The 25,842-nt window shown below is 72.6% G+C and carries 34 protein-coding genes and 1 pseudogene; 23 read left to right on the top strand and 12 right to left on the bottom strand.

Going from position 1 to position 25,842, the window contains the following annotated elements:
- Positions 1-247 precede the first annotated feature (247 nt).
- Positions 248-772: a protein NO VEIN domain-containing protein gene (locus ACI8AA_RS06940; protein ID WP_457043762.1), complete on the bottom strand. Its 525-nt coding sequence runs from the start codon at positions 770-772 to the stop codon at positions 248-250.
- Positions 770-1,078 (bottom strand): annotated as a pseudogene (locus tag ACI8AA_RS06945) (MrcB family domain-containing protein); the annotation flags it as partial. The pseudogene ACI8AA_RS06945 and the gene ACI8AA_RS06940, both read right to left, overlap by 3 nt.
- A gap of 324 nt (positions 1,079-1,402) precedes the next feature.
- Here ACI8AA_RS06945 and ACI8AA_RS06950 point away from each other — a divergent pair.
- Positions 1,403-1,981, top strand: a complete 579-nt coding sequence (locus ACI8AA_RS06950) for a hypothetical protein (protein ID WP_457043763.1) — start codon at positions 1,403-1,405, stop codon at positions 1,979-1,981.
- A 984-nt stretch (positions 1,982-2,965) separates the two neighbouring features.
- Here the strand turns inward: ACI8AA_RS06950 and ACI8AA_RS06955 are convergent.
- Positions 2,966-3,724 carry a hypothetical protein gene (locus ACI8AA_RS06955; RefSeq protein ID WP_457043764.1) on the bottom strand — a complete coding sequence of 253 codons (759 nt, stop codon included), beginning with the start codon at positions 3,722-3,724 and terminating at the stop codon, positions 2,966-2,968.
- A 550-nt stretch (positions 3,725-4,274) separates the two neighbouring features.
- On the bottom strand, positions 4,275-4,643 hold the full coding sequence (locus ACI8AA_RS06960; RefSeq protein ID WP_457043765.1) for a hypothetical protein: 369 nt from the start codon (positions 4,641-4,643) through the stop codon (positions 4,275-4,277).
- Positions 4,644-5,840: 1,197 nt separating this feature from the next.
- On the opposite strand from ACI8AA_RS06960, the gene ACI8AA_RS06965 reads away from it, so the two are divergent.
- From ACI8AA_RS06965 to ACI8AA_RS06990, 6 genes are read left to right on the top strand one after another with little or no spacing between them, the layout of a single operon-like run.
- On the top strand, positions 5,841-6,401 hold the full coding sequence (locus ACI8AA_RS06965; protein ID WP_457043766.1) for an ATPase, T2SS/T4P/T4SS family: 561 nt from the start codon (positions 5,841-5,843) through the stop codon (positions 6,399-6,401).
- Positions 6,392-7,255 carry a type II secretion system F family protein gene (locus ACI8AA_RS06970; RefSeq protein ID WP_457043767.1) on the top strand — a complete coding sequence of 288 codons (864 nt, stop codon included), beginning with the start codon at positions 6,392-6,394 and terminating at the stop codon, positions 7,253-7,255. Before ACI8AA_RS06965 ends, ACI8AA_RS06970 begins: the two co-directional genes overlap by 10 nt.
- Positions 7,252-8,187, top strand: a complete 936-nt coding sequence (locus tag ACI8AA_RS06975; protein WP_457043768.1) for a type II secretion system F family protein — start codon at positions 7,252-7,254, stop codon at positions 8,185-8,187. Before ACI8AA_RS06970 ends, ACI8AA_RS06975 begins: the two co-directional genes overlap by 4 nt.
- A gap of 30 nt (positions 8,188-8,217) precedes the next feature.
- On the top strand, positions 8,218-8,436 hold the full coding sequence (locus ACI8AA_RS06980; protein ID WP_457043769.1) for a hypothetical protein: 219 nt from the start codon (positions 8,218-8,220) through the stop codon (positions 8,434-8,436).
- On the top strand, positions 8,429-8,827 hold the full coding sequence (locus tag ACI8AA_RS06985) for a TadE/TadG family type IV pilus assembly protein (RefSeq protein WP_457043770.1): 399 nt from the start codon (positions 8,429-8,431) through the stop codon (positions 8,825-8,827). The genes ACI8AA_RS06980 and ACI8AA_RS06985 overlap by 8 nt, the downstream gene beginning before the upstream one ends.
- On the top strand, positions 8,824-9,282 hold the full coding sequence (locus tag ACI8AA_RS06990) for a hypothetical protein (protein WP_457043771.1): 459 nt from the start codon (positions 8,824-8,826) through the stop codon (positions 9,280-9,282). The genes ACI8AA_RS06985 and ACI8AA_RS06990 overlap by 4 nt, the downstream gene beginning before the upstream one ends.
- Positions 9,283-9,315: 33 nt before the next feature.
- On the opposite strand, the gene ACI8AA_RS06995 is transcribed toward ACI8AA_RS06990, so the two are convergent.
- Entirely contained in the window at positions 9,316-9,828 is a 513-nt protein-coding gene (locus tag ACI8AA_RS06995; RefSeq protein ID WP_457043772.1) for a DinB family protein, read from the bottom strand.
- A 159-nt stretch (positions 9,829-9,987) separates the two neighbouring features.
- Between ACI8AA_RS06995 and ACI8AA_RS07000 the strand changes: the two genes are divergently transcribed.
- Positions 9,988-10,170, top strand: a complete 183-nt coding sequence (locus ACI8AA_RS07000; protein WP_457043773.1) for a hypothetical protein — start codon at positions 9,988-9,990, stop codon at positions 10,168-10,170.
- A gap of 30 nt (positions 10,171-10,200) precedes the next feature.
- Here the strand turns inward: ACI8AA_RS07000 and ACI8AA_RS07005 are convergent, their stop codons facing one another.
- A complete protein-coding gene (locus tag ACI8AA_RS07005; RefSeq protein ID WP_457043774.1) occupies positions 10,201-11,748 on the bottom strand; it encodes a hypothetical protein in 1,548 nt (515 codons plus the stop codon).
- A 221-nt stretch (positions 11,749-11,969) separates the two neighbouring features.
- Between ACI8AA_RS07005 and ACI8AA_RS07010 the strand changes: the two genes are divergently transcribed.
- Positions 11,970-12,179 carry a hypothetical protein gene (locus ACI8AA_RS07010; RefSeq protein WP_457043775.1) on the top strand — a complete coding sequence of 70 codons (210 nt, stop codon included), beginning with the start codon at positions 11,970-11,972 and terminating at the stop codon, positions 12,177-12,179.
- The gene (locus ACI8AA_RS07015; protein WP_457043776.1) at positions 12,176-12,574 is read left to right on the top strand and encodes a hypothetical protein; all 399 of its coding nucleotides are present in this window, start codon (positions 12,176-12,178) and stop codon (positions 12,572-12,574) included. The genes ACI8AA_RS07010 and ACI8AA_RS07015 overlap by 4 nt, the downstream gene beginning before the upstream one ends.
- 5 nt (positions 12,575-12,579) lie before the next feature.
- Here the strand turns inward: ACI8AA_RS07015 and ACI8AA_RS07020 are convergent, their stop codons facing one another.
- Entirely contained in the window at positions 12,580-12,999 is a 420-nt protein-coding gene (locus ACI8AA_RS07020; protein WP_457043777.1) for a nuclear transport factor 2 family protein, read from the bottom strand.
- A 28-nt stretch (positions 13,000-13,027) separates the two neighbouring features.
- Between ACI8AA_RS07020 and ACI8AA_RS07025 the strand changes: the two genes are divergently transcribed.
- The gene (locus tag ACI8AA_RS07025; RefSeq protein ID WP_457043778.1) at positions 13,028-13,507 is read left to right on the top strand and encodes a MarR family winged helix-turn-helix transcriptional regulator; all 480 of its coding nucleotides are present in this window, start codon (positions 13,028-13,030) and stop codon (positions 13,505-13,507) included.
- A 6-nt stretch (positions 13,508-13,513) separates the two neighbouring features.
- On the opposite strand, the gene ACI8AA_RS07030 is transcribed toward ACI8AA_RS07025, so the two are convergent.
- Entirely contained in the window at positions 13,514-13,768 is a 255-nt protein-coding gene (locus ACI8AA_RS07030) for a hypothetical protein (protein WP_457043779.1), read from the bottom strand.
- Positions 13,769-13,880: 112 nt separating this feature from the next.
- Positions 13,881-14,072: a hypothetical protein gene (locus ACI8AA_RS07035; RefSeq protein WP_457043780.1), complete on the bottom strand. Its 192-nt coding sequence runs from the start codon at positions 14,070-14,072 to the stop codon at positions 13,881-13,883.
- Between the two features lie 332 nt (positions 14,073-14,404).
- On the opposite strand from ACI8AA_RS07035, the gene ACI8AA_RS07040 reads away from it, so the two are divergent.
- Entirely contained in the window at positions 14,405-15,430 is a 1,026-nt protein-coding gene (locus ACI8AA_RS07040) for an esterase/lipase family protein (protein WP_457043781.1), read from the top strand.
- A 37-nt stretch (positions 15,431-15,467) separates the two neighbouring features.
- On the opposite strand, the gene ACI8AA_RS07045 is transcribed toward ACI8AA_RS07040, so the two are convergent.
- Entirely contained in the window at positions 15,468-15,704 is a 237-nt protein-coding gene (locus tag ACI8AA_RS07045) for a hypothetical protein (protein ID WP_457043782.1), read from the bottom strand.
- A gap of 43 nt (positions 15,705-15,747) precedes the next feature.
- Here ACI8AA_RS07045 and cutA point away from each other — a divergent pair, with 43 nt between their 5' ends.
- Positions 15,748-16,077, top strand: a complete 330-nt coding sequence (gene cutA / locus ACI8AA_RS07050) for a divalent-cation tolerance protein CutA (RefSeq protein ID WP_457043857.1) — start codon at positions 15,748-15,750, stop codon at positions 16,075-16,077.
- Here cutA and ACI8AA_RS07055 read toward each other — a convergent pair.
- Together ACI8AA_RS07055 and ACI8AA_RS07060 are read right to left on the bottom strand one after the other, a co-directional pair.
- Positions 16,074-16,973 carry an NADP-dependent oxidoreductase gene (locus tag ACI8AA_RS07055; protein WP_457043783.1) on the bottom strand — a complete coding sequence of 300 codons (900 nt, stop codon included), beginning with the start codon at positions 16,971-16,973 and terminating at the stop codon, positions 16,074-16,076. The two genes, cutA and ACI8AA_RS07055, sit on opposite strands and share 4 nt — an antisense overlap.
- 69 nt (positions 16,974-17,042) lie before the next feature.
- Positions 17,043-17,330 (bottom strand): DUF6343 family protein, encoded by a 288-nt coding sequence (locus ACI8AA_RS07060; RefSeq protein ID WP_457043784.1) that lies wholly within the window; start codon positions 17,328-17,330, stop codon positions 17,043-17,045.
- A gap of 60 nt (positions 17,331-17,390) precedes the next feature.
- Between ACI8AA_RS07060 and ACI8AA_RS07065 the strand changes: the two genes are divergently transcribed.
- From ACI8AA_RS07065 to ACI8AA_RS07110, 10 genes are all read left to right on the top strand, one after another.
- Positions 17,391-17,810, top strand: coding sequence for a hypothetical protein (locus ACI8AA_RS07065; RefSeq protein WP_457043785.1), 420 nt, complete (start codon positions 17,391-17,393; stop codon positions 17,808-17,810).
- A gap of 48 nt (positions 17,811-17,858) precedes the next feature.
- A complete protein-coding gene (prfB, locus tag ACI8AA_RS07070; protein WP_456926186.1) occupies positions 17,859-18,971 on the top strand; it encodes a peptide chain release factor 2 in 1,113 nt (370 codons plus the stop codon).
- 138 nt (positions 18,972-19,109) lie between these two features.
- Positions 19,110-19,799: a cell division ATP-binding protein FtsE gene (gene ftsE, locus ACI8AA_RS07075; RefSeq protein ID WP_456938721.1), complete on the top strand. Its 690-nt coding sequence runs from the start codon at positions 19,110-19,112 to the stop codon at positions 19,797-19,799.
- A gap of 43 nt (positions 19,800-19,842) precedes the next feature.
- Complete coding sequence (ftsX, locus tag ACI8AA_RS07080; RefSeq protein WP_457043786.1) at positions 19,843-20,727, top strand: permease-like cell division protein FtsX; 885 nt, start codon at positions 19,843-19,845, stop codon at positions 20,725-20,727.
- A 112-nt stretch (positions 20,728-20,839) separates the two neighbouring features.
- Entirely contained in the window at positions 20,840-21,859 is a 1,020-nt protein-coding gene (locus ACI8AA_RS07085) for a hypothetical protein (protein ID WP_457043787.1), read from the top strand.
- 9 nt (positions 21,860-21,868) lie between these two features.
- On the top strand, positions 21,869-22,345 hold the full coding sequence (smpB, locus tag ACI8AA_RS07090; RefSeq protein WP_387986096.1) for an SsrA-binding protein SmpB: 477 nt from the start codon (positions 21,869-21,871) through the stop codon (positions 22,343-22,345).
- A gap of 10 nt (positions 22,346-22,355) precedes the next feature.
- Entirely contained in the window at positions 22,356-23,279 is a 924-nt protein-coding gene (locus tag ACI8AA_RS07095) for an NADP-dependent oxidoreductase (protein WP_457043788.1), read from the top strand.
- A gap of 75 nt (positions 23,280-23,354) precedes the next feature.
- Complete coding sequence (locus ACI8AA_RS07100; protein WP_457043789.1) at positions 23,355-24,518, top strand: serine hydrolase domain-containing protein; 1,164 nt, start codon at positions 23,355-23,357, stop codon at positions 24,516-24,518.
- 34 nt (positions 24,519-24,552) lie between these two features.
- Positions 24,553-25,449 carry an amidohydrolase family protein gene (locus tag ACI8AA_RS07105; protein WP_457043790.1) on the top strand — a complete coding sequence of 299 codons (897 nt, stop codon included), beginning with the start codon at positions 24,553-24,555 and terminating at the stop codon, positions 25,447-25,449.
- Positions 25,446-25,817 (top strand): VOC family protein, encoded by a 372-nt coding sequence (locus ACI8AA_RS07110; protein WP_457043791.1) that lies wholly within the window; start codon positions 25,446-25,448, stop codon positions 25,815-25,817. The genes ACI8AA_RS07105 and ACI8AA_RS07110 overlap by 4 nt, the downstream gene beginning before the upstream one ends.
- The last annotated feature ends 25 nt before the right edge of the window (positions 25,818-25,842 follow it).

Genomic DNA, 25,842 nt, shown 5'->3' on the forward strand with positions numbered 1-25,842 from the left:
ACATGGGTCCTCGTCTCGGTTGCTAGTCCGCACTGAGTCCGCAAGAGACTCGTACAGGCTCAACAAGAGTCAACAACCACAGACAGTCGAACGTGCAGATCAGCGGGCTAGTGGACACCGCAGCCACAGGTCAGCGGCTCAACCGTAAGTGATGTCCGGGATGACTACGTGCTGGAGGGGCCATCTCTGATGCTCGCAACCCTTCGCTCCTGCGTTCCGCAGCCCGGGACCTCGACTGGCAAGCCATCTACGGGGTCACCGCGTAGCGATAGGCGATCGGGGTCAGGTCTGCCTCGTCTGGCAGCCAGGGTGAAACGATATTGAGAATTCCACCTGAAGCGACGGGCTTGTCGCCCCGCTCCAGCGTGATGCTGTGGACGACGATGAGGGCCGTATTTGGGAAGTGTTTCCGATGGAGGTCAACTTCCGCCTTCGTCAGGATGATCTCCTCGCCGGCCGAGACGGTGCCTTTGACCTCGACGAACAGGTATTCACCTTCCTTCCGCGCGTCGATGTCGTAGGACCGTTTCGAGCCGACGTCCTCGGTGACGAATCCTCGCGCCTTATCCTCGAGGTAGTCCCGCGCAAGCCGCACTGCGTGCTGCTCGATCACCAGGCGCTCGGCGGCGTTGAGGCGATAGCCCCGTCCCTGGCGTCGCCGCCGTGGTTCGGCCATCGCCTCGGCGGCGGTGATGGCGTCGGCGACCTCGGGCGCCGTCTCCCCGGGCGCGGCGACATCGGCTGCATAGACGTGACCGAGCAGCTCGGCCATCCGCTGGAGGTCCTGCTCCAGCTGGCTCTCTGACGGAACGGCATTGAGGGGGTATTCGAGCGCAATGACGTTGCCGCGCTCATAGCCGCGTCCAAGGTCCGACGAACGAGCGTCGAGATGGATGTCGTAGACCGCACCGGTGAACGACGCCAGCCGATCGGCGAGGAGGTTCCTAGCCCACTCAACCCGTGTCCGGAGTAAATCGGCCGGCTGTGGGTGGAACTCCCCGTTGGCCCAGACGGTGGTGCCTTGGTTGAGCGACAGGTAGACACGGTCCCCAAGCGCGCTAAAGAGGTAGACGAGGTACCAGCCCTCCCGGGGGGGTGGCCGAGTGGGTGGCCGAGTGGATGCGAATCCAAGGCACCTCCGATTTGAGACCGGTCGAGTCCCGGCCGGTCACCGCGAGGTCGCGTGCGTCGGGTGGCATCGCCACGGCAAGGGCGTGGGGGCGTGGACGCAGCCAGGCTGTCGCCTCAGTCCGGACGAGCACCCCACGTCGCTGCATCGAGACAGAGTTGACCGAAGTCCACTCGGTCTGGAGCAGGAGGACTTCTTCAAGCACGGCTTGCACGAGCGCTGACTGTAGGGCAAGCCACGACTCGACGTAGTCAGTTACTTACACTTCGCTACATGGATGCGGTCGATGTGTGGAACGCCGTAGGGACATGGTTCGGGGCGATCGGGACCATGGCGGCGGTGGGCTTGGCTCTAGGCCTTGCCATCAGGGATGCGCGGCACCGAGATGTGGAGCAACGGGAGCGAGACGCTGAACGCCGGGACAGCGAGGCGGCCCAGGCGCGGACGCTCACCATCGAGACTCTACCGCGGCGAATGGGGGAGCAAGCCGACGAAGTCCGCATCCGAGTGGCCAATCAAGGCACGCTTCCGTTCCTGGCGGTCGTTTTGGAGAACGTCACGATCTCGCCGCTCGACGACGGTCCCGAATGGCGCCAGATGATATCAGGCGGATCCAAGGCGCTGCTTGCGCCAGGGGAGCACCTTGAAGCGGGCGTGATGATCAAGTCGCCTCGTAACGAACTGGTGCGCTTCACGGATGGGCCGTACTCGATTGGAGGCGTTGTCAGCTATCGGGATGCGGCGGGGCGAGCCTGGCGGCGATGGGGCAATACCGACCCGTACCGCGACCTCAAAGCTGGAGAAAGTGACAGGCGGCCCCTTGAGCAGGACCACACAATCGAGCATCGTTAGTCGCGCAAGCAGGCTTCTGTGCGAGTCTGACCGACTGATCGTTCCGCTCGCGCGAGCTCCCAAGCCTGCCCGAACGTAGTTGGGCTCCACTCCCACCTGTTTGCCGCCTCATAGGGTTTGTCTCGCGGACTAGCCCTGATGTACCCGCTTGGCGCTTTATGGCGCCGCCCATTAGTCCTACTCCTACGGGCGCCCCCCCACCTGACCAGAGAGGTCATCAACTATGTTTAGAGTCCTTGGCTACCTTAACGGCATCTCCTATGCGCTCCAAGTCGACATCAACGCGAAAAGGACCGATAGTGGCGTCGTGGCCGGCGATCCGCGAGCGATTGGGCTATTGCAGTCCTGGGAGGGGATGCCAATCAGCCTGGGTCCTGGCCGACAATCGATTACCGGAACCATCAGCGACCCGGCATGGGTATTGGCCTGCCTGTACGCTCACACGCAAGTAACTGACGTCTATGGGGAGGACATTCCCAATCTGCGTGGGAGTCGTGGACGACCGGGTGTGATTCATTAACCTGGCGCGGCAATCGGTGGTTACACTTCCCGGACGCCTTCGCCAGGAGTAGTTCGACGCATCCCGCAAGGTCCGCGCACTCAACGACCGGCAATGGTGGCCGGGCGAGCAGACCGCATGCGGCTCTGCGACGACGGATTCGGCTGGCGTGCCGCGGTCGCTTGGCGGCAGCTCCACGACTACGGATGGGCCCGGCACCCTACGTGCGTGCGGCTTGAGCGGGCGCGGCCGGCGGAGGCTCTCACCTGAGGCGCAGAGCTGCCGTTACGGTCGCTTAGTTACGGCCTCCGTCAACTTGTCGATCCCCCTCCGCACTTCATGGAAGGTTCCGGGTGGCACAGCTAACGTGTCGGCCCACTCGGCCAAGTTGATGGTGTTCATCGCCTTGGACTCAACTGTCGCCAGGAGTGGCGGGCGGCCTTGTTCACGGCGGCGGCCGTTCAGCGGCCCGCCCAGCTCTGCGGCTACGGGCGCAAAGACTTGACCAGTTCGACGCCCTGTTTAACTTCCGACCACAGGTCAGCAGCCAGGTCTGCTCGCGCAAGAGCGGCAATGCCGACCACAATGAGGACGACTGTTGCTGGTAAGGCCACTGTTCCGATTCCACTTGCAGCGAGCCCCGTCGCCCCAAGCAGGCAGATGGCTGCCAGGAGGATTGCGACCATGCGGCTCTTCTTCGTCGAGCCCTCAGGTGGCGTTGCAACTTTGGAACATGGTATCTCGTGCCAGGCGTCGATCAGCACGAGCGAGTAGTCGGACGCGACCTCCGCTAGCAATCTGTCGAACTCCGCGGGGCCAAGCTGCTTCATGCCTCGATACCTCGCCGCAACGCCGCCCGACCACTCCTGGTTAGCCTTCCTGGCGAGTGGGTCGCCGGCATACATATGTTGAGCGGGAAGGTGTTCGAAGGATCGAGCGATCCACTCAAGGCGACCACTGACGCGCCGCCTGAAGTCCAGTTTGAACCACTCACTGTGTCGTGTGTCTAGCTCGCCTGTGAGCACGCAAAGTGTCAGGAGGATATCGCTGGGCGCAGCCCTTCTGTCCGCAAGGGTCAAAGACCTTGAAGCAGCGTACGCGCTTAGAACAACTATCATGCCCAAGAATGTGAAGGCGATGACCGTGATGGCAACTGCGTTACTTGCGGAGCGGTCGGCTTCCGCCACTTCCTTTACCAAGAGGGAGGCAAGGGTGCAGGAGCCCAACAGTACGACCATGCTCACGATGAGTGCAGCGGTAGCTGTGCGATACCATCGCTTAAGAACTTTCAGTGCCGCGTTGACTCGGGCCTCGGCGTCTGTGCATGAATGCTGTTCAACGAATCGCAAGACATCTGAGGTCGTTCGTAGGTCGTGGCAGATCTGTCGAAAGCTTGGCAACTTGTCACTCGCTCCCCAGTCGATCGCTACTAGCGCTTGACGTAGATCCTCGTTCTCCTGGTCAGGGTGGAGATCATGGCCCCGGGCGGTGTTGGAGCACCGGACGGGGCCGTTCTTGTTCTACAGGTCACCAGTCCGCACCTAGTCCGCGGAACCATCGAAAGTGGTCTGCGCTAGCCAATGGTGCCCAACACTGAACCCGCAGGTGAGGTGGAGGTTGGGTGCGTACGGACGCGGGTGGTCCGCACGCGTGGCTAGAGCTGGGTCAACGAGCCGGGCCGGGTGTTCGTCGCCCGCCCCAGGCGCAGCGAGCTGACGACGACGCTCCCTGGCGCCGGGGAGCCGGCCGGCCTGGTGGAGCGGATGCTGCGGTGACGCCAGTAGCAGGACTAGGTCAGTCGGCGGGGGCGGCGTCAGGTTCGTTCACCGAAGACGCCTGAGCCTGGTAGTGCGGGGTGGTCAGCCCTAGGAACAACAGTGCCAGGGCGCCCACAATGACAACCGGGAAGGCCAGCAGCCGCTGAGTGAATACGCGGTCGTCGCACAGCGCCACGTAGGCGCCGTCGTCGCTGCCGTCCCCGCCGCGGTAGGCGTCAGCAATCGCGTCCCCGAACTCAGCGGCGCTAGCTGTACTGGTATCCGAGGACAGCGCGCTGCCGCAGCCCACCTCGCCACTGCTCACCGAGATGGGAACAAAGGCCAGGATGATGCCGATGACTAGGACAATGCCGGCGATGACAGCGGCGGCCGCACGGTTGCTCACCTGTCGACTATCGGCAGGACCACCGTGGGATCGAGTCGCCCCCCGCGCCTAGATGGCCGCCGCGGTGCCAACTGGCCCATCCTCCCGGGTGCCAACATGTGTGTCACTCGGCAGGCTAGCCCCGGAGGACCACGGCCAAGGTCGGCCGGCACTCTGGCCACGTAGTTCCTGCAACCGCGATCGCACGGACCACACATGGCTTTACCGCGCTGGCTGCCAGCCGATGACTACCGCATGTGGGTTTGGGTCGTCATCGCCCTGGTCGTCGTGCTGGGTCTCGCGCTAGCGAGGGGGTCGACCGCATCGCTGCCACCAACAGGGCTAGTCGGAGACTTCGTACACGTAGAGAGCTTTCCCGAATCCGGCTTTGCCTGGGTTTGGTGCTGGGCTTGCGAGATGACGATCTTGGACATCGCGGAGGGGAAGTCGGAGCGGCACGCCCACCAGATCAAACGCCGACACCTGCGGGCGCACAGCGCGGGCTAAGGACCCGACGAGTCAGGCACGCTCTTAGGCGATATAGCTCGGCCTACCTGTGTAGTTCCGTTGAGCCCGGGCCGACCTACGCCTTCACCCATGGCCGCATACATCAGCGCTGAGCGTTTTCGCCCCAGTCAGGGGCACACGTCAGCCGCTCGCTGGTCGGCCGCTGACTCGACCGCCGCCATCGCCCGGGACCCCTGCGTGTCCATCAACATCCACCCATCGCCGATCAAATACCGGGCTGCGGCGCTGACACCCGGGATAGCCGCAGACCCGCATCCCACGGGGCTACGACGGTGACCCGCTAGGCGCGCCTCGGAGGCGCTCGTCGGCTCGACGTAGGCAATTAGGTGGCCGCCTTGGGCATCGCACCCTGCGAGGTCAGGTGTCATGGTCGTCACCTCGCAGTCGATGCCGAGCTCGGCCAGGACAGCGACAACATCCCGCGGGCTTGTGTAAGAGCTTTCAGCACTCAGAGGGGCTGGCCCTGAGGCAGCCGACGCGTCGGACTGGGAGGGTGCCGGCTCATCTTCTGCGGGGCCACAAGAAATAAGGGCGAGCAGGCAAGCAGCGGACGTGTACAACGCGCTTCGGCGCAACAGGGGCTCCTAGCTTCGGTGCTGCCCGATCTTGCAACGGGTCTGCCGAGGAGCCATCGGCACCGACGCGTCCGAACGTGAGCCGAGCCCTGCGGGTGCCCCTGACCTCTTCTACATGTGTAGTAAGGCTAGCTTTCGGCTCCGCGTCCCGCTGCCCGACGTCGTGGCGATGCAGACCCGCCAGCCCAACCTCGAGGGCGCCGGGGAGATCCCGCTGCGCCGGCTGGTCAAGGAGGCGCTGCGGATGCGGCCCTCGCGGATCGTCGTCGGCGAGGTGCGGCAGGAGGAGTGCCTGGACCTGCTCATCGCGCTCAACTCCGGACTGCCCGGCATGTGCACGCTGCACGCCAACAGCGCCCGCGAGGCCGTGGTCAAGATGTGCACGCTGCCGCTGCTGGCCGGCGACAACATCGGGCACGCCTTCGTCGTCCCGACGGTCGCCGCCAGCGTCGACCTGGTCGTGCACGTGGCCACCGAGGCCTCCGGCCAGCGCCGGGTGCGGGAGGTCGTGGCGGTGCCCGGCCGCGCCGAGGACGGCGTGATCGAGCTGGCCGACGTCTTCACCACCCGCGACGGGCGGCTGGTCCGCGCCGAGGGCTTCCCGCCGCACGCCGAGCGCTTCGCCGCCGCCGGGTACGACCTGGCCGCGCTCCTCGGGACGCCGGCGTGGAGCTGACCGGCGCGCTGCTCGGGCTGCTGCTCGGCGTCGGGCTGCTGCTCGTCTGGCGCAGCGGGCGCCGGGCGCCGCAGCGGCCTGCCGTCCCGCGCCGGCCCGGCCGCCGGGCGCGGCTGCTGGCCGAGGCGGGCCTGACCGGGATCAACCCGGCGCAGCTGGCCGCGCTGCAGGTGGGCCTCGGGCTGCTGGCGCTGGTCGTCGTGCTGCTGACCACCGGCACGGTGACGGTCAGCCTCGCGTTCGGCGTGTTCGCCGCCGCCCTGCCGCACGTGCAGGTGCGCCGGCTGGCCGCCCGCCGCCGGGCCGACCTGCGCGAGGTGTGGCCCGAGGTGGTCGACAACCTGGCCTCGGCGGTCCGTGCGGGGCTGTCGCTGCCGGAGTCGCTGGCGGCGCTGGCCACCCGCGGCCCGGAGGTGCTGCGTCCGCCGTTCGCCCGGTACGCCGCCGACCACCGCTCCACCGGCCGCTTCGGCGAGAGCCTCGACCGGCTCAAGGCCGACCTCGCCGACCCGGTGGGCGACCGGATCGTCGAGACGCTGCGGGTGGCCCGGGAGGTCGGCGGCAGCGACCTCGGCCGGGTGCTGCGCACGCTGGCCGGCTTCCTCCGCGAGGACGCCCGCGCCCGGGCCGAGCTGGAGACCCGGCAGGGCTGGGTCGTGCAGGCCGCGCGGCTCGCCGTCGCCGCGCCGTGGGCGGTGCTCCTTCTGCTGGCCACCCAGTCGACGACGCTGGCCGCCTACGACTCGCCGCTGGGCACCGCGCTGATGCTCGGCGGGGGCGCGGTCTGCCTCGTGGCCTACCGGCTGATGATGCGGATCGGGCGGCTGCCGCAGGACGTGCGGGTGCTCCAGTGAGTCTCCTCGGCATGGTCCTCGGCGCGGTGGCCGCGGCCGGCGTGCTGCTCGTCGTCACCTTCGCGCCGCCGTTCCGCTCGGTGCGGCTGGTCGACCGGCTGGCGCCCTACGTGCACGACGCCCCGCCGCCGTCGCGGCTGCTCGGGACGGCGACCGAGCCGGGCCTGCTCACCGCCGCGCGCCGGGTGTTCGGCCCGGTGGTGACCGACGGCGCCCGGTTCGTCGACCGCGTGCTCGGCGGCCGCTCCGCCGTCCGGCGCCGGCTCGACGCGCTCGGCAGCGACCAGACGGTGGAGGACCTGCGCGTCGAGCAGGTCGTCTGGGGCGGGCTCGGCCTGCTCGGTGCAGCCCTGCTCGCGGCGCTCGGCGCGCTGCTGGCCGGCAGCGTCAACGTGTTGTCGGTGGCGCTGCTGTGCCTGGCCGGACTGCTCGGCGGGGTGCTCGGCCGCGACTGGTGGCTGACCCAGCAGGTGCGCCGGCGCGAGGACCTGCTGCTCGCCGAGTTCCCGGTCGTCGCCGAGCTGCTCGCGCTGGCGGTGACGGCAGGGGAGGGGCCGGCCGCGGCGATCGCCCGGGTCGCCCGGCTCTCGGGCGGCGAGCTGGCCCGCGAGCTCGGCGGCGCGCTCGGGCGGGCGCGGGCCGGCGTCCCGCTGACGGCGGCGCTGCAGCAGGTGGCCGACCGGACCTCGGTGGACGCGCTGGCCCGCTTCGTCGACGGCCTGCTCGTGGCGATCGAGCGCGGCACCCCGCTGGCCGAGGTCCTGCGCGCGCAGGCGGCCGACGTCCGGGAGGCCGGCAAGCGCCGGCTGCTGGAGGCCGGCGGCCGCAAGGAGATCGCCATGATGGTGCCGGTCGTCTTTCTCGTCTTGCCGGTCACCGTCCTGTTCGCCCTGTTCCCGGGGCTGATCAGCATCGTCTCGCTGGCGCGGTGAGCGCCGGTGCACAACGGAGGAGGACGACGGATGCGGGCTGTGGCCTGGCTGCTCACCCTGACCACGGTCCTGAGCAGGGCGGTGGCCGCCCGGCTGCGGGACGACGATCCCGAGCGGGGCGACGTCCCGGGCTGGGTGATGATCACCGTGATGACGGCGGCGCTGGTGCTGGCCATCCTCGTGCCGTTCCGCGAGGCGATCGTGTCGGCGGTGCAGAACGCGCTGGCCTCCGTCACGAACGGTGGCTGAACCGGCCGACCGGGAGCGGGGCAGCGCCGTCGTCGACTTCGTGCTGGTGTCGGTGCTCGTCGTCGTGCTGCTGCTGGCGGTGCTGCAGGTGGCGGTCTACGTGCACGTCCGCAATGTGGTGACGGCGAGCGCGCAGGAGGGCGCCCGGTACGCGGCCAACGCCGACGTCCCCGCCGAGGCCGCGACCGGCCGGGCGCTGGAGGCGGTGGCGCGGGCGACGACGGCCGGCACCGCCGAGGGGCTGGTGTGCACCGCGGCCGAGGAGGCCGACGACACCGGGCTGGTGCTGGTGAGCGTGCGCTGCAGCGGCGCGGTGCCGACCCTGCTCGCCGGGCTGGGCGACCTGCTGCCGCTGGACGTCACCGGCCGCGCGGTGGAGGAGGCCGCGTGAGGTGGCTGCGCGCCCGGCTCGGGTCGGGGGAGCGCGGGTCGGCGGTCGTGGAGTTCGTCTTCATGGCGCTGGTGGTGTTCGTGCCGCTGGTCTACGTCGTCGCCGGGTTCTCCGCGGTGCAGCGCGGGGTGTTCGCCGCGACCGCGGCCGCGCGGGAGGCCGGCCGCGCGCTGGCCACCGCCCCCGACGCGAGCACCGGGCTGGCGCGCGCGGAGCGGGCCGCGCAGCTGGCGGTGGCCGACCAGTCGGTCGACGCCCCCGACGTGCGGCTGTCCTTCGCCCCCGCGGGCGCCGAGTGCGGGGCGGCGGCGTACGCGCCGACGCTCGTACCGGGGGAGGAGTTCTCCGTGTGCGCCACGGTCACCGTGCGGATCCCGCTGCTGCCGGAGTGGATCGACGCCAACACTGCCACCGGCCGGTTCGTCGTCGAGACCGACCGCTACGTCGACCGCTGACCGACCGCCCCGGCCGTCCCGCCGACGAGCAGGTCAGCCCATCGTCTTCTGGCCGTCGATCGACTCGCGCAGGATGTCGGCGTGGCCGGCGTGCTGTGCGGTCTCGGCGATGACGTGCAGGAACACCCGCCGGGCCGACCAGCGGGCGCCCGGCTCGAACCAGGGTGCCTCCGGCAGCTCGTGGTCGACGTCCAGGTCGGGCATCGAGGCGATCACCTCGTCGGTGTGCCGCGCCACCTCCTCGTAACCCGCCAGCACGCTCTCCAGGGTCTCCCCGCGCTCGAGGTGCCAGTGGCGGCTGACGACGTCCGGCCCCCAGTTGCGGTGCATCGCCTCGGCCCCGCCCTCGGCGAAGCGCACCCACGACGCCTCCGTGCCCGCCACGTGCTTGATGAGCCCGGCCAGGTCCAGCGCGCTGACGGTCGGCCGTTGTGTCGCCTGCTCGTCGGTCAGGCCGCGGACGGTGAACCGCAGGAAGGCCCGGTGCCGCCGCAGCGACTCGATCAGGTCGGCCCGCTCGCGCGTGAGGGTGGTCGAACCGGTCATGGGATCGCCTTCCGTCGTCCTCCGGGGGTCGGTGGCGACGCTAGGGGGACCGGGCGCCGGATGGGACGGATCGGCATCCGCCGGTGTCCTCGGGGCAACGGAACTGTCACACCCGCGCCCTAACGTGCAGCTCACAGCACGGATCGCGCGGAGGTCGTCATGAGCCCGACCATCACCAGCATCGACGAGATCGACCTCGACATCTCGCTCGCCTACATCGCGCTCGGCGTCGCCCGCACCTCGTGGGACCGGTGCCCGAGCGGGGAGAACGCCCGCGCCGTCGACGAGGCGGAGGCCTGCGTCAACCGTCTGCTCGACGAGCGGTTCGCCGCCCAGCAGTGACCCGCCGCGACGGGGCCCTGCTCCGGGAGATCAGGGCGTGGGCTGGTGCGGCCGGGAGACCAGCTGGGTGAGGAAGGGGGCGGCGAGGTCGAACACCTTGGTCATCAGGGCCGGCGGCTGCGCGTTGAGCGTGTCCTGTGCCAGGAGCCCGGCGAAGTCGACGGGCTGGGTGGGGAGACCGGCCCGGGCGAGGATCGCGAGGACCTCCGTCGCGATGATGCCGTAGCCGGAGGTCGTCGGGTGCACGCCGTCGAGCCCGAACAGGCCGCCCTGCAGCCGTCCGGTGGCATCGGAGCGGAACCACCGGGTGTCGAGGTGGGCGATGGGCGCCGGCAGGGGGTACGGGCGCCAGTCGTTGCGGGCGGCCGCGTCGTCGTCGGTCACGAAGCGACGGAAGGCGAGCCCGTCGAGGACCCCGCACAGGTCGAGGAGGAACCAGTCCCGGCCCTGCCTGCGTGCGGCGCGGACGGCGTCGGCGATCGTGCCGTTGTACTGGTCGATCGCCGCGTCGACGGCCCGTGCCTGCTGGTGGGTCAGGTGGCGGTGCTTCGCCGGCCGGAAGTCCTCCTCGTCGACCCAGGGGTCGGTGTAGTAGGGGAAGTAGCGCGAGCCGGGACGCCACTTCCGCCCGGGTGCCCGGGGGTTGACCCCCTTGGCGATCGGGCTGATCGTCACGTGCGGGACGTTCGCGAGGACGACGCGGCGGGCGCTGATCGCCTCGATCCTCCGGACGAGGCGGCCGTACTCCACGGCGAAGTGCCCCGGCCGCCAGACGTTGTAGGGCCCCTTCCTCCCGACGTCGTCGAAGCCCGCGCCCGACCAGCGGACCTGCTTGTCGACCACCGACCGGAGGGCGTTGTTCGAGCCGAGGGCGACGACGAGCGTGCCGACGCCGCCGCGGCGCCCGTGCTCGGCCGCGGCGTCGATCTGGGTGGCCGTGGCCCCGAACGGCGCGAGGACCGACCGGGCCGCGATGTCGTTGTCGTTGGAGGGGACGGCGCCGAGCAGCTCGTCGCGCGGCGGGCGGGCCGAGATGCGCTCGGTGGCACGCCGGGCCGTGTACGACAGGCAGTCCCGCAGGTCCCAGCCGTAGATGCCGACGTTCTCGTAGCGGAGGTCCGTGCGCGGCGGCCGGCTCCCCGGGCCGCTCTCCCACCACTCCTCGTTCTGGTCGGCGAGCCGCTGCAGTGCGAGCGGGAGGGCCACCACCTCCAGACCGCGGACGTGCCTGCCGAACCGCCGCTCGAGCAGGCGCAGCGCGCCCTCGATGTTGAACGGCAGACCGCCCAGCGGGCCGCCGTAGGCGGGCACCGTCACCCGGGTGGCCAGGCACCGGGCGACGAGGGCGGGCCAGGACAGCTCGGTCCGGTGCACGGCCCCGCTGATCATGCCGTGGGTGAGCGAGTCCCCGATCGTGACGAGGGCGTGGGCCGGCTCGCCGGGCGGTGGCCCGGCCACCGGCCGTGGGGCCACCTCGATGCCGAGGGTGGGATCGGCGTCCGCCTCCTGACGACGGTCGCCGACGACGACGTCCGGGGGCGTGTCCGGGTCCAGGAGTTCCGCTGGGAGTTCCGGCATCCGGCGACCTCCCGTCCCCCGGGGAGCGTCGGCCGGCGGCCCCGACGGCGCCGACCGCATCACGAGCACCCTGTCCAGGCCCGCCCGCCGGTGGACAGGGCCCGAGGACCCCATCGTGACCACGCCGTCCGTCGTCGAGACCGACGGGTCCGTCGACCGCTGCGGCTTGCCGTCGGGTGTCTACTCCTGGGCGGGAGCCGCCGTCCGGTCGAGGGGGACCCGTGGCGATCGTCTGGTTCACGGATCGGGACCGCCAGGACATGGCCGACGCCCGCGAGGAGCGCCGTGTGCTGGACGAGCTGACCGAGAGGTACGCGGTCTACCGCGAGGTCGAAGGGCCGCCGGGGACCGAGACGCTGCTGTGGCTCTTCGAGCGCGGCCTGCCTCCCGACCGTTCGCCCCGCAGAGGAGCGGAGGGCGAGGAGGGGTGACGACGACGCGCGGCGCCGTCCGCCTGGGGGCCGTCGCGCTCGGCGCCGTCCTCGTCCACGTGCTCGGGGTCGTCGTCCCGTACGTCGTCAACGGCCTGCACCACCTGCCGCTCGCCGAGGTCGCGTCCGGCCTCCACGACCCGAAGGACCTGTGGCCGGCGACCATCCCGTACCTGGGCGGATGGCTCCGCCTGGCCGCGGTGCTGTCCATCGCCCTCGCGCCGCTGACGCTGGTGTTCGTGCTGGTGACGTGCGGGTTCGGCGTCGGCCGGACGATCCGGTCGGCACCGTGCACGGCGCTGGTGCACGCCGTCGTCGCCGTGCCGTGTGTCGTCGTCCTGGCGTGGTTCCTCGGACCGACGTCCCAGGCGCTCATCAGCTGGCAGATGGACTGACCGGCCTACGCCAGGGGCTCGTAGCAGTCGAAGGTCTCGTGGTCGACGACCCGGCCGTCCCGGACGGTGAGCAGCGCGGCGACGTGCGCGACCAGCTCCTGGCCGGCGCGGTACGGGCCGGCGTCGACGCCGACGGTGCCGCGCCAGGTGGCCCGGACGGCGGCGCGGTCGCCGGCGGGAAGCACCTCGTGCACGTCGAAGGCCTGCTCCCGCAGCAGGCGCTTGCCGGCGTGGAACCCGGCGAGCGTGCCGGCGAGGTCGCGGACGGCGCCGCGCGGCGTGACGGCGTTCGGGTGCTCCACCACCCGCAGCCGCGCGTCGAGCAGCGGGCGCAGGTCGTCCTCGGTCGCGGCGAGGTCGGTGACGGTGGCGTAGTAGCGGCGGACGACCGTGGCGACGTCCGTGTCCGGTGCCGTGGTTGTCATGCCCGCAAGGTTGCACAACCATGGTTGTGTGTCCAGGTCCCCGGAACTCGACCTCGCCTCCGTCCTCTCGCTGCTCGGCGCGGCCGTCGACGACGCCGTCCTCCAGGCGCTCGCCGGCACCGGGCTGCGCCGCGGGCACGGCTACCTCGTGCAGCGCCTGCTGGACGGGCCGGCCACCGCGACGGAGATGGCCGCCGAGCTCGGCGTCAGCCAGCAGGCGGTGTCGAAGACGCTGGGGGAGCTGGCCGGCCTCGGCTACGTCGGGCCGGCAGAGGACGCCGGCGACCGGCGGCGGCGTCCGGTGGCGCTGACGCCGGCCGGGCGACGGGTGGTGCAGGTGGCCAGGGAGACCCGCGCCGACGTCGACGCGCGGGTGCGCGCGGCGGTCGGCGACGAGCGGTTCGATGCCTGCCGGGACGTGCTGCTCACCGCGCTCGACGTCCTCGGCCTGGGCGAGCAGGTGCGCCGCCGGGCGGTGCGGCCGCCCGACGGCGCGCTGTCGGGGTGAGAGCGGTCAGCCGCCCCAGGGCGCGTAGTCCGTGCCGCCACCCAGCGCGGTGAGCACGATCATCCCGGCGAAGGCCAGCGCGATGAAGGTGATCACGATCGCGAAGAGCAGCCAGCCACGCTCCTCGATGCCGCGCTTCTCCGGGGTGAGCGGGGTGGCCGGGTCGTCGGAGGGCCGCTGGGCCTCCTCGGCCGCGGCGGGCGGTCCGGCGACGGCGGGCTGCTCGGCCGCGGCGGGCGGTCGCTCGACGGGGGCGGTCATGGCGACTCCCAGGGGTGCGCCTCGGGCGCCGCGTGATCGGCGTCCGGACCGACGCTAGGACCGTCACCCGGCGCCGCGGAGGGTCCTTGGGCCCTGCTGCGGGGCCGTTCGGTCAGTACGGGTAGCCCGGGCCGCCGGCCAGCGCGGTGAGCACGACCATGGCGCCGAAGACGACCGCACCGAACAGGACGACCAGCAGCGCCCACACCGAACCGCGCTCCCAGAAGGAGACCTCGGGGGTGCGGGCCGCGGGCCGGGCCTGCTTCTCGGCGACGACGGGACGCTCCTGCGCCAGGACGCTCATGACCACTCTCCGGTCGGCCGGCTGCGGGGCCGGGGCCCGGGCGCCTCGGGTGGCGCCCGTCCCGATACTCGGTCGGGCCGGTACGGCGGGACCGGGGTCGGAGGTCCCGATCCCGCGGGCCCGAGGACCCGGAACGGATCAGGCCCGCAACACCCCGGGTCCCGCCCGTCAGGACGTCGCCGCGGGCAGCGGGTCGGCGCCGCCACCGGAGTCCACCGCACCGCCCCGCAGCCGGCCCGTGGCGCGGCCCACATCTCCCGGCACGTCCGCTCGTTGTGTCCCGCGAGCGCGCGACCGGTGCGCGCCCGGACCGCGAGGAGACGCGACCGCCGATGACGAGGTCCCGACTGCTGACCGCCCTGACCGCGGCGCTCACCGCCGCCGTCCTCCTGGGCACCGGCACCGCCGGCGCCGCGCCCGCACCCGCCGCGGCCGACACCGGCGAGTTCGCCCCGCTCGACCGCCCCGGCCCGCGGCTGTCGGTGCCGAGGGCCGACCTCGACGCGAGCCTGTCCTGCAACGGCTCCCTGCGCGGCCTGGCGCGGGACCCGGTCCTGCTGGTGCCCGGCACGACCATGGACCCGCAGGTCGGCTTCGGCTGGAACTACGCCCGCGCCTTCGACCGCAACGGCTGGCGCTGGTGCACGGTCACGCTGCCGTACGACGCGACCGGCGACGTCCAGGTGGCCGGCGAGTACCTCGTGCACGCCATCCGCACGATGGCGCAGCAGTCGCGCCGCGACGTCGACGTCGTCGGGTGGAGCCAGGGCGGGATGGTGCCGCGCTGGGCGCTGCGGTTCTGGCCCGACACCCGCGCCCTCGTCGACGACCTCGTGGGCCTGTCGCCGTCCAACCACGGCACCGTGCTCTCCGCCGTCACCTGCGGGGACTGCAACCCGTCGTTCCACCAGCAGGCGGTCGGCTCGCGCTTCCTGCAGGCGCTCAACAGCGGTGCGGAGACCTTCGCCGGCGTCGACTACACCGTCGCCTACACGCTGGCCGACGAGGTCGTCGTCCCCAACCTCCTGGCGCCGAGCTCGGTGCTGCGCACCGGTGACGGCGTGATCGCGAACATCGCCGTGCAGGAGGTCTGCCCGGCGGACGCGGCCGACCACTTCGCGATCGGCAGCCACGACCCGGTGGGCTACGCGATCGTCGCCGACGCGCTCACCCACGACGGGCCGGCGGTGCGCTCGCGGATCCCGCTGACCACCTGCCTGCAGCCGTTCCAGCCCGGCGTCGACCCGCTGACGTTCCCCGCGGCCTACGCCGCGTTCCTCGCCTACGCCGGCGACAGCGCGGGCAACGCGCCCGACGTCCCGGAGGAGCCGGCGCTCGCGCCGTACGCGTACCGCTGACCGGGACGGCCGCGCGGGCGGCCGTCCCGGACGCGGGTCAGCCGCCGCGCTCGACCTCGGCCTGGACGATGCCACCGATCGCGGTGCGCAGCGCCCCGTTGGAGGTGTCGCCCTCGGCGAGCGCGGCGCGGGCGTCCTCGGGCAGCAGGGCCGGGTCGACGTCGTCGAGCCAGCTCACGTCGTCGCCGTTGCGGCGGCCCACCTGCAGCCCCTGGTCGCCCTGCCGCAGCACGTACGTCTCGCTGTCGATCTGGAGTGTCAGGTCGTCGGTCATGGGCGGCCCCTACCCGGCGCGCGGCGGCGCACGCACCCGGAGGATGGCCGCCGTGGACGTCGTCGAGGTGGTCGTCACCGGGCCGGACGCCGACTGGCTGGCCGGCTACACGCGGACCCTGGTCGAGGAGCGACTGGCCGCCTGCGGGCACCAGCTGACCGCGATCCGGTCGGTCTACCGGTGGGCGGGGGAGGTGCACGACGACCCGGAGGCCCGCGTCGCGCTGCACACCCGCGCCTCCCTGGTGCCGGCGATCGTCGCCCGCACCGCCGAGCTGCACCCCTACGACGTCCCGTGCGTCATCGCGCTGCCGCTGCTCGGCGGCGGCCCCGACTACCTGCGCTGGGTGGTCGCCGAGACCCGCGAGCCCTAGGGCACGAGCACGAGCTTGCCGCGGACGTGGCCCTCGCGGCTGCGCCGGTACGCCTCGGCCGCCCGCTCGAACGGGTAGGTGCCGGCGACCGGCAGCCGCAGCCGGCCCTGCCGCACCAGCCCGGCGACCTCGGCCAGGCGGGGCGCGGCGCCGGCGCTGGACGTCGTCACGTGCACCCCGAGCTCACCGGCGCCGTAGTCGGCGATGGTGACCACCCTCCCCGGGTCGCCGGTGACCGCGACCAGCTCGCGCACCGACCCCCGCCCGGCGGTGTCGACCGCGCCGTCCACGCCAGCGGGGGCGAGCTCGCGCACGCGGTCGGCCAGGCCGGGGCCGTAGGTGGTCGGCAGTGCGCCGAGCGAGCGGACGAACCCGGCGTTGGCCGGCGACGACGTCCCGATGACGCCGAGCCCGCGGCTCACGGCGACCTGCACGGTGACGATGCCGACGCCGCCGCTCGCGCCGTCGACGACGACCGTGCGGCCGGCGTCCAGCCCGAGCAGGTCGAGCACCCGCACGGCGGTCTCCCCGGACACGCCCAGCCCGGCGGCGACCTCGGACGACACCCCCGGCGGCGCGGGCGCCCACGCGGTGAGGACGGCGTGCTCGGCGGCGGTCCGCCGGCCCAGGCCGAACACCGCGTCGCCGACCCGCACCCCGGTCACGCCCTCGCCGACCTCGTCCACCACCCCGGCGGCGTCCACGCCGGGCACGGCCGGCCCGGCCGGCCGGTCACCGCGGGCCAGCAGCCCGGTGACCTGCTTCCAGTCGAACTGGTTCACGCTCGCCGCGCGGACGGCGATCCGGACCTGCCCCGGCCCGGCGTGCGGCTCCTCCACCTCGGCGACGTGCAGGACCTCGGGCTCCCCGTACTCCTCGTACACGACGGCGCGCACCCCGCGCTCCTCCCGCTCGGCGGTCGACGTCGCGCTGCAACCGCCGTGACCGCGCGCCCGTTCCCGCCGTCAGCCCGGCTCCCCCCGCAGCTTGCGGCGGGCGACGACCACCAGGTCGACCAGCGCGACCGCGGCGAGGACGAACAGCACCACCGCGGGCCAGGCGGGCAGGTCGGTGCGCCACCACAGGACGCCGAACACCGTGCAGGTGACCAGCCCGAAGGCGGCCAGCACCAGCCGGAGGGTGAGCGCCGACTGCGCCGGCGCCGCGCCGCCGATGCCCGCCGTCGGGTCGTGGTGGTCGGGCAGGCCGCGCGCGTACTCCTCGCGGGTGCGCCGGCGCCGCGGCTCGCTCATGGAGGGGAGGTACCCGGTGCCGGACCGGTCACCCGGACGGCCGCTGCGAGGATGGCGGCCGTGACCCCGCCCGCCCGCGACACCCCCGCCGTCCTCCGCGACCTCGGCGCCGCCCTGCTCGCCGCCGTGCCGGCCGACGCGGCCCGCGTCCGCTACCGCGCCACGGTGGTCGGCGACGTCCGGCGCGACCTGCTCACCGCCGGACCCGCCGACGGGGTGCCGGTGCCGGTGCCGGCGACCGCCGCCGTCCGGACCGCCGTCGAGGAGCTCAAGCGGGTCATGTGGACGCCGGAGCGCGGCACCTGGCTGCAGACCGACGTGACCCTCGACCGGGCCACGGGCCGGCTGCTGCCGATCTTCAACGCCGAGGCCGAGCCCGACGGCCCGCCACTGCCGCGGGAGGCGCTGGTCGCCGAGCTGCGCGACCACCCGCGGCCGCCGGACGCCGTCCCCCCGTGGATGGCCGAGCGGATCGGCTGACCGCGCGCCCGGCGCCACCGCCCGGGCGGCGCACTACCCTGGATCGACGTGGCCGCTGACTTCTCCGTCGTCCTCGACGAACTCGACACGACCCTCTCGAGCATCGAGTCCGTCCTCGACGTCGACCGGCTCCGCCGCGAGGTGGCCGAGCTCGAGGAGCAGGCCGCCGCGCCGGACCTCTGGAACGACGTCGAGGCCGCCCAGGCGCTGACCTCCCGGCTGTCCTACCTGCAGGGCGACCTGCGCCGGGTGGAGGAGCTGCGCCGCCGGCTCGACGACGTCGGCGTGCTGCACGAGATGGCCGAGGAGGAGTCCGACGAGGCCACCGCGGCCGAGGCCGAGCGCGAGCTGGCCGCGCTGCGCAAGGAGATCGACGAGCTCGAGGTCCGCACGCTGCTCAACGGCGAGTACGACGCCCGCGAGGCGCTGGTGACCATCCGCTCGGAGGCCGGCGGCGTCGACGCCGCGGACTTCGCCGAGATGCTCATGCGCATGTACCTGCGCTGGGCGGAGCGGCACCGCTACCCGGTCGAGGTCTACGACACCTCCTACGCCGAGGAGGCCGGGATCAAGTCGGCCACCTTCGCGGTCAAGCAGCCCTACGCCTACGGCACGCTCTCGGTCGAGCAGGGCACCCACCGGCTGGTGCGCATCTCGCCGTTCGACAACCAGGGCCGGCGGCAGACGTCGTTCGCCGGCGTCGAGGTGCTGCCGGTCGTCGAGCAGACCGACCACGTCGACATCCCGGAGAACGAGATCCGCATCGACGTCTTCCGGTCCTCGGGCCCCGGCGGGCAGAGCGTGAACACCACCGACTCCGCCGTCCGGATCACCCACCTGCCCACCGGCATCGTGGTGTCCTGCCAGAACGAGAAGTCGCAGATCCAGAACCGGGCGGCCGCGATGCGCGTGCTCCAGGCGCGGCTGCTGGCCAAGCGGCAGGAGGAGCAGCGCGCCGCCATGGACGCGCTCAAGGGCGAGGGCTCCAGCTGGGGCAACCAGATGCGCTCCTACGTGCTGCACCCGTACCAGATGGTCAAGGACCTGCGCACCGAGCAGGAGACCGGCAACACCTCGGCGGTCCTCGACGGCGACATCGACTCGTTCATCGAGGCCGGCATCCGCTGGCGCCGTCAGCAGGAGACCGTCGCCGCCGGCTGAGGCGTCAGGTCGGTCACACCGCGGGGTGGTTCGCCGCGCGATCCCGCTGGGTAGGCGCACGGATCAGGGAAACTGCTCCCGGTGCGTCTCCGCGCGAACCGACCATGGTGGGTCGCCGGGCAGGTACCGTGGCGCCTCGTGATCGAATTGCAACACGTCACCAAGCTCTACCCGGCCAGCTCCCGGCCGGCCCTCGATGACGTGTCGACGGAGATCGACAAGGGCGAGTTCGTCTTCCTCATCGGCTCGTCCGGCTCCGGCAAGTCGACGTTCCTCCGGCTGCTGCTCAAGGAGGACGACCCCACCCGCGGCACGGTCACCGTCAACGGCAAGACCCTCAACGGCATGAGCAAGTGGCAGGTGCCCAAGCTCCGCCGCACCATGGGCTGCGTCTTCCAGGACTTCCGGCTCCTGCGCAACCGCACCGTGGCCGAGAACGTGGCCTTCGCCCTCGAGGTGATCAACAAGCCGCACCGCACGATCAAGCGGGTCGTGCCCGAGGTGCTGGAGATGGTCGGCCTCGACGGCAAGGCCAACCGGCTGCCGCACGAGCTCTCCGGTGGTGAGCAGCAGCGGGTCGCGATCGCCCGCGCGTTCGTCAACCGGCCCCTGGTGCTGCTCGCCGACGAGCCCACCGGCAACCTCGACCCGGAGACCAGCGAGGGGATCATGCTGCTGCTGGAGCGGATCAACCGCACCGGCACCACCGTGATCATGGCGACGCACGACTACCACATCGTGGACTCCATGCGGCGCCGCGTCATCGAGCTCAACGGGGGCCAGATCACCCGCGACCAGTCGCGCGGCGTCTACGGCGTCGGCCGCTGACGGTCCTCCCCCTCTACGACCTGCACCTCACGACAGGGAACCCATGCGCGTCAACTTCGTCCTCTCCGAGGTGGCCACCGGGCTGCGTCGCAACCTGACCATGACGGTCGCGATGATCCTGACCACGGCCATCTCGCTCGGTCTCATGGGCACCGGCCTGCTCATCGCCGGGATGATCTCCGACATGAAGGAGATCTACTACGACAAGGTGCAGGTCTCCATCTTCCTGGCCGACGGCGTCACCGACGAGCAGCGCAGCGCGATCGAGCAGCAGCTGTCGGGCTCCCCGGAGGTGCAGAGCTTCATCTACGAGTCCAAGGACGAGGCCTACGAGCGCTTCCGGCAGCAGTTCTCCCAGCAGCCCGAGCTGGTCGAGAACACCCCGCCGGACGCGCTGCCGGAGAGCTTCCGGGTGGAGCTGGTCAACCCCGAGCGCTACGAGGTCATCGCCGCGGAGTTCCCCAACGGGCAGAACGGCGTCGACCAGGTGCGCGACGAGGGCGACTTCCTCGACCGCCTGTTCAGCCTGCTCAACGGCGCCCGCAACGCGACGATCGCCGTGGCGGTGGTCCAGGCGCTGGCGGCGCTGCTGCTGATCTCCAACACGATCCAGCTGGCCGCGTTCAACCGCCGCAACGAGACCAACATCATGCGGCTGGTCGGCGCCTCCCGCTGGTACACCCAGCTGCCGTTCATCCTCGAGGCGGCGCTGGCCGGGCTCATCGGCGCGCTGCTCGCCGTCGGCGGCCTGGTGCTGACCAAGGTGCTGTTCGTCGACAAGACGCTGGCCGGCCCGATCAAGGCCGGGATCATCCCGCCGGTCGACTGGGGCGCGATCGCCACGATCAGCCCGATCATCGCCGCCGCCGGCGTCGGCCTGGCCGCGATCGCGGCCTACGTCACCCTGCGCCTGTACGTCCGGCTGTAGCGCCCGCACCCTCCCTGTCGAGATGCCGTCGTCTCGTACGCCCGCGGACCCCGGGGCGTACGAGATGGCGGCATCTCGCGCGTCGGGGGCCGGTGGCGGGTAGGGACCGGGCATGACGACGACGAGCGAGGCGCTGGGCCGGGCCGGGGACGTCGACGCCGGGCGGGCCGACGTGCGGCCCGCGCTGCGGCGACTGGGCGCGATCGGGGCGTTCGAGCGGGACGACGACGACCCGACCGAGGCGCTGCTGGCCTCGGTGCGGATGGTCCGCGAGCTCGCGTCGGTCTCGCTGGCCACCGCGTTCGCCGCCTGGTCGCAGCGGATGGTGCTCGAGTACCTGCGCTGCAGCCCCCCGCCGGAGCCGCAGACCGAGCTGGTCGCGGGGCTGCGGGCGGGCACCGTCCCGGGCGCCACCGCGCTCGCCCCGGCGGTCGCCGACCTCGCCGGCACCGGCACGCTGCCGGTCACCGCCACCCGCGACGGCGCCGGCTGGCGGCTGTCGGGCACCGTCGGCTGGGCGTCCAACCTCTTCGACGACGCCGTCGTCGTGGCCCCCGCGCGCACCCCGGACGAGGGCCGCGTCGTCGTGCTGTTCCGGCTGACCGACCCCGGCGTCACACCGACCGGGCACTTCGACCTGCTCGGCCTCAACGGCACCGGCACCGGCGGGCTGCACCTCGACGGCGTCGCCGTCGGGCCGGGGCAGGTGCTCAGCGACGACCTCGCCTCCTTCATGGCGGTCTGCCGGCCGGCCATGCTGCTGCTGCAGACCGCCCTCGCCCTCGGCGTCGCCGACGCCGCGCTGGCCGCTGCGGCCGAGCACGTCCCCGGCGTCCTGCGGGGTGACGCCGACGCGCTGTCCGAGCGCCGCGACGACGCCGCCCGGCGGCTGGAGGACCTCGCCGGCGACCGGGTCGGCGTGGGCCCCGGCGACCTCGCGCGGCTGCGGCTGGCCGCCCTCGACGTCGCCGCCGAGGCGGTGCGGCTGGAGTCGGCCGTCAGCGGCGGTCCGGGCTACCTGGCCGCCAGCGACACCGCCCGGCGGGTGCGCGAGGTCGCGTTCCTGCCGGTGCAGGCGCCCACGTACGCGCAGCTCCGCCGCGAGATCACCCTGGCCGGGCACCGGCAGTAACCTGGGGACATGCCGCGTGAACAGGGGCGCAAGCTCATCGCCCAGAACAAGAAGGCGCGGCACGACTACTCGATCCTCGACACCTACGAGGTCGGCCTGGTGCTCACCGGCACCGAGGTGAAGAGCCTCCGCGCCGGCCGGGCGTCGCTGGTCGACGGCTTCGCCACCGTCGACGACGGCGAGGTGTGGCTCCAGCACGTGCACATCCCCGAGTACACGCAGGGGACCTGGACCAACCACGCCCCGCGCCGCAAGCGCAAGGTGCTCATGCACCGCGAGGAGATCGACAAGCTGATCGGCAAGACCCGCGAGGGCGGCCTGACGCTCGTGCCGCTGGACCTGTACTTCAAGGACGGGAAGGTCAAGGCCACGCTCGCGCTGGCCAAGGGCAAGAAGTCCTACGACAAGCGCCAGGACCTCGCCGAGCGCGACTCCCGCCGGGAGATCCAGAAGGCGTTCGGCCGCTACGTGAAGGGACGCAGGTGATCGGGCAGGCATGAGGGGCATCGCCTACGACCGGTTCGGGGGCCCCGAGGTCCTGCAGCTGCGCGACGACCTGCCCGAGCCGCCGGTCGGCCCGGACACGGTGCTCGTCCGCACGCACGCCGCGGGGGTCAACCCGGTCGACGTCGGCATCCGCGAGGGGAACCTGGCCGGGGCCTTCCCGCACCACTTCCCGATCGTGCCGGGCTGGGACCTCGCCGGGACCGTCGAGGCGGTCGGGCCCGCGGTCCACGACCTCGCCCCCGGCGACGAGGTGTTCGGCTACCTGCGCCGCGACGACGTCCAGTGGGGGACCGCCGCGGAGCTGGTGCCCGCGCCGCAGCGCTGCGTGGCGCGCAAGCCGGAGTCGCTGTCGTTCGCCGAGGCCGGGGCGCTGCCGCTGGCCGGGCTGACCGCCTACCAGGCGCTCACCGAGGCGCTCGACGTCGGCGAGGGGGACCGCGTCCTGGTGCACCGCGCGGCGGGCGGGGTCGGCTTCTTCGCCGTCCAGATCGCCGTCGCGCTCGGCGCGCACGTCATCGGCACCGCCAGCCCGCGCAACCACGGCTTCCTCCGCGACGCCGGCGCCGCCGAGGTGCTCGACTACTCGGCCGGGCCGATCAGCGCGCAGCTGTCCGAGCCGGTCGACGCCGTCCTCGACCTCAACGGCGGCGACGCGCTCACCGACGCTCCCAAGCAGGTGCGCGACGTCGCGCGGGTGGCCAGCGTCGTCGACCCCGCGGTCAACGAGATGGGCGGGCGGTACGTGTTCGTCCGGCCCGAGCGGCACGACCTCGAGGAGCTGGGCCGGATGGCCGACGCCGGCCAGCTGCGGGTCTCCATCGCCAAGGCGTTCCCGCTCGAGCGCACCGCCGAGGCGCACGACCTGGTGGCCGGCGGGCACGTGCGCGGCAAGATCGTGGTCACGCTCCGCTGAGCGCACCCGGCGTGGCGGCCGGCTCCCCGGGCAGCGGCCTTCCGGGCAGCACCGCCCGCGGAGAAGCCTGCCCGCATGCCCAGGACCAGGCGTCCCCTGTCCCTGCTGGTCCCGCTGGTCACGGCGGTGGCGCTGGCCGGCGTCCCGGCGACGGCGGTCGCCGATCCCGCGCGGGTGCCGGGCACCGGGGAGCTGCAGGCCGCGCTGACCGACCTCGTGCAGCAGCCCGGCGGGCCGCCGGGGGCGGTGGTGACGCTGGGCCGCGACGGCGACCTCGACGTCCTGACCGCCGGCGTGGCCGACCTCGCCACCGGGCGCCCGCCCGCGGCCGGGGACGCCATGCGGGTCGCCAGCGTGGCCAAGGCGTACAACGCCGCCACGGTGCTGGCCCTGGTGTCCCGCGGCGTGCTCACCCTGGACGAGCCCGTCGGCGCCTGGCGGCCGGACCTGCCGCCGGCCTGGCAGGCGCTGACCCTGCGCCAGCTGCTCGGGCACACCAGCGGCCTCCCGGACTTCAGCCAGAGCGAGGCCTTCGTCGACGCGCTGGTCGCGTCGCTGCAGGACCCGCCGCCGCCCCGGGCGCTCCTCTCGTACGTCGAGGACGAGCCCCTGCTGTTCGCCCCCGGCTCGGAGTACCAGTACTCCAACTCCGACAACGTCCTCGCCGGCCTGGTGGTCGGGGCGGCCACCGGCCGCCCCTACGCCGAGGTGCTGGCCGCGCTGGTGCTGCGGCCCGCCGGCCTGACCGCCACCGGCCTCCCCGTCGGGTCGGCCCTCCCCGTCCCGTACCTGCACGGCTACGACGTCACCGAGCAGCCGCCCGAGGACGAGAGCACGCTGTTCGCCGCCGGCTGGACCTGGGCCTCCGGCGGGGTCGTGTCCACCCCGGCCGACCTCGCCCGCTTCATCGGCGCCGACGTCCGCGGTGCCTTCACCGACCCCGCCACCCGGGCCGGGCAGTTCACGTTCCGGCCGGGGTCCTCGGAGCCACCCGGCCCGGGCCGCAACTCCGCCGGGCTCGGGCTGTTCCGCTACGACACCCGCTGCGGCACCGTCTACGGCCACACCGGCAACACCTCCGGCTACACCCAGTTCGCCGCCGCCACCGCCGACGGCGCCCGGACGGTCACCGTCTCGGTCACGGCGCGGATCACGCCGGGCAACGCGCCGGAGCTGTTCGAGCAGCTGCGCGGCGTGTACGAGCTGGCCACCTGTGCCGCCGTCGCCGGACACCGGTGAGCCCGGTCCCCGGGCCGGCGCTACGTTCGCTCGGGTGAGCTGCGATCCACCGGTCGACGACGACGACGTCCCGCGGTTCTGGCGCGAGCTGGGCCTGCCCGGCCTGGTCGACGTGCACGTGCACTTCCTGCCGCCGCGGGTGCAGGCCAAGGTGTGGGCGTACTTCGAGGCGGCGGACACGCACTACGGCACCGGCTGGCCGGTGCACTACGCGCTGCCCGAGGAGGAGCGGCTCGCCGTCCTGGACCGGCTCGGCGTGCGGGCGTTCCCCACGCTGCCCTACCCGCACAAGCCGGGGATGGCCACCTGGCTCAACGACTGGTCCTCCGGGTTCGCCGACGCGCACCCGCAGGTGCTGCGCTCGGCCACGTTCTTCCCGGAGCCGGAGGCGCCGCACTACGTCGCCGAGGCGCTCGACCGCGGGGTGCGGGTGTTCAAGGTGCACGTCCAGGTGGGCGCGTTCGACCCGCGCGACCCGCTGCTGGACGCGGTCTGGGCGCGGCTGGAGGAGACCGGGACGCCGGTGGTCATCCACTGCGGCTCCGGCCCGCTGCGCGGCGAGCACACCGGCCCGGCGCCGATGGAGGGGCTGCTCGAGCGGCACCCCGGCCTGCAGCTGGTGATCGCCCACCTCGGCATGCCCGAGTACCGCGACTTCCTCGACCTCGCCGAGCGGTACGAGCGGGTGCACCTCGACACCACGATGTTCGCCACCGCCTTCACCGAGCGGCTCATGCCCTTCGACCGCGCCGACCTGCCGCGGCTGGCCGCGCTGCGGGACAAGGTGCTGCTCGGCAGCGACTTCCCGTCCATCCCGTACCCCTATGCCGACCAGCTGGCCGCGCTGGCCCGCCTCGACCTCGGCGACGACTGGCTGCGCGCGGTGCTGCACCACAACGGCGCCCGGCTGTTCGGGATCGGTGCCCGGTGATCCGGCTGACCGCCCCGGTCCTCGGCACGCCGGACCCGCGCGGGCTGGCCCGCTTCTACCAGCGGCTGCTCGGCTGGCCGATCCGTGACGACGGGGCCGAGTGGGCCACGCTGCGCCCCGACGACGGCGGCACCGGCCTGTCCTTCCAGCTCGAGCGCGACCACGTGCCGCCGGTGTGGCCCCCGGAGCCGGGCACCCAGCAGATGCAGGCCCACCTCGACCTGGAGGTCGACGACCTCGACGCGGCCTGCGCGCTCGCCGAGGAGGCCGGCGCCCGCCGGATCGGCGGCTACGACGACCCGCACGAGCTGGTGCGCGTCTACGCCGACCCCGCGGGCCACCCGTTCTGCCTGTTCGTGCGGGTCTGAAACCCGGTCGCCGCGGGCGGGGGAG

This window comes from Geodermatophilus sp. SYSU D01180, assembly GCF_054050415.1.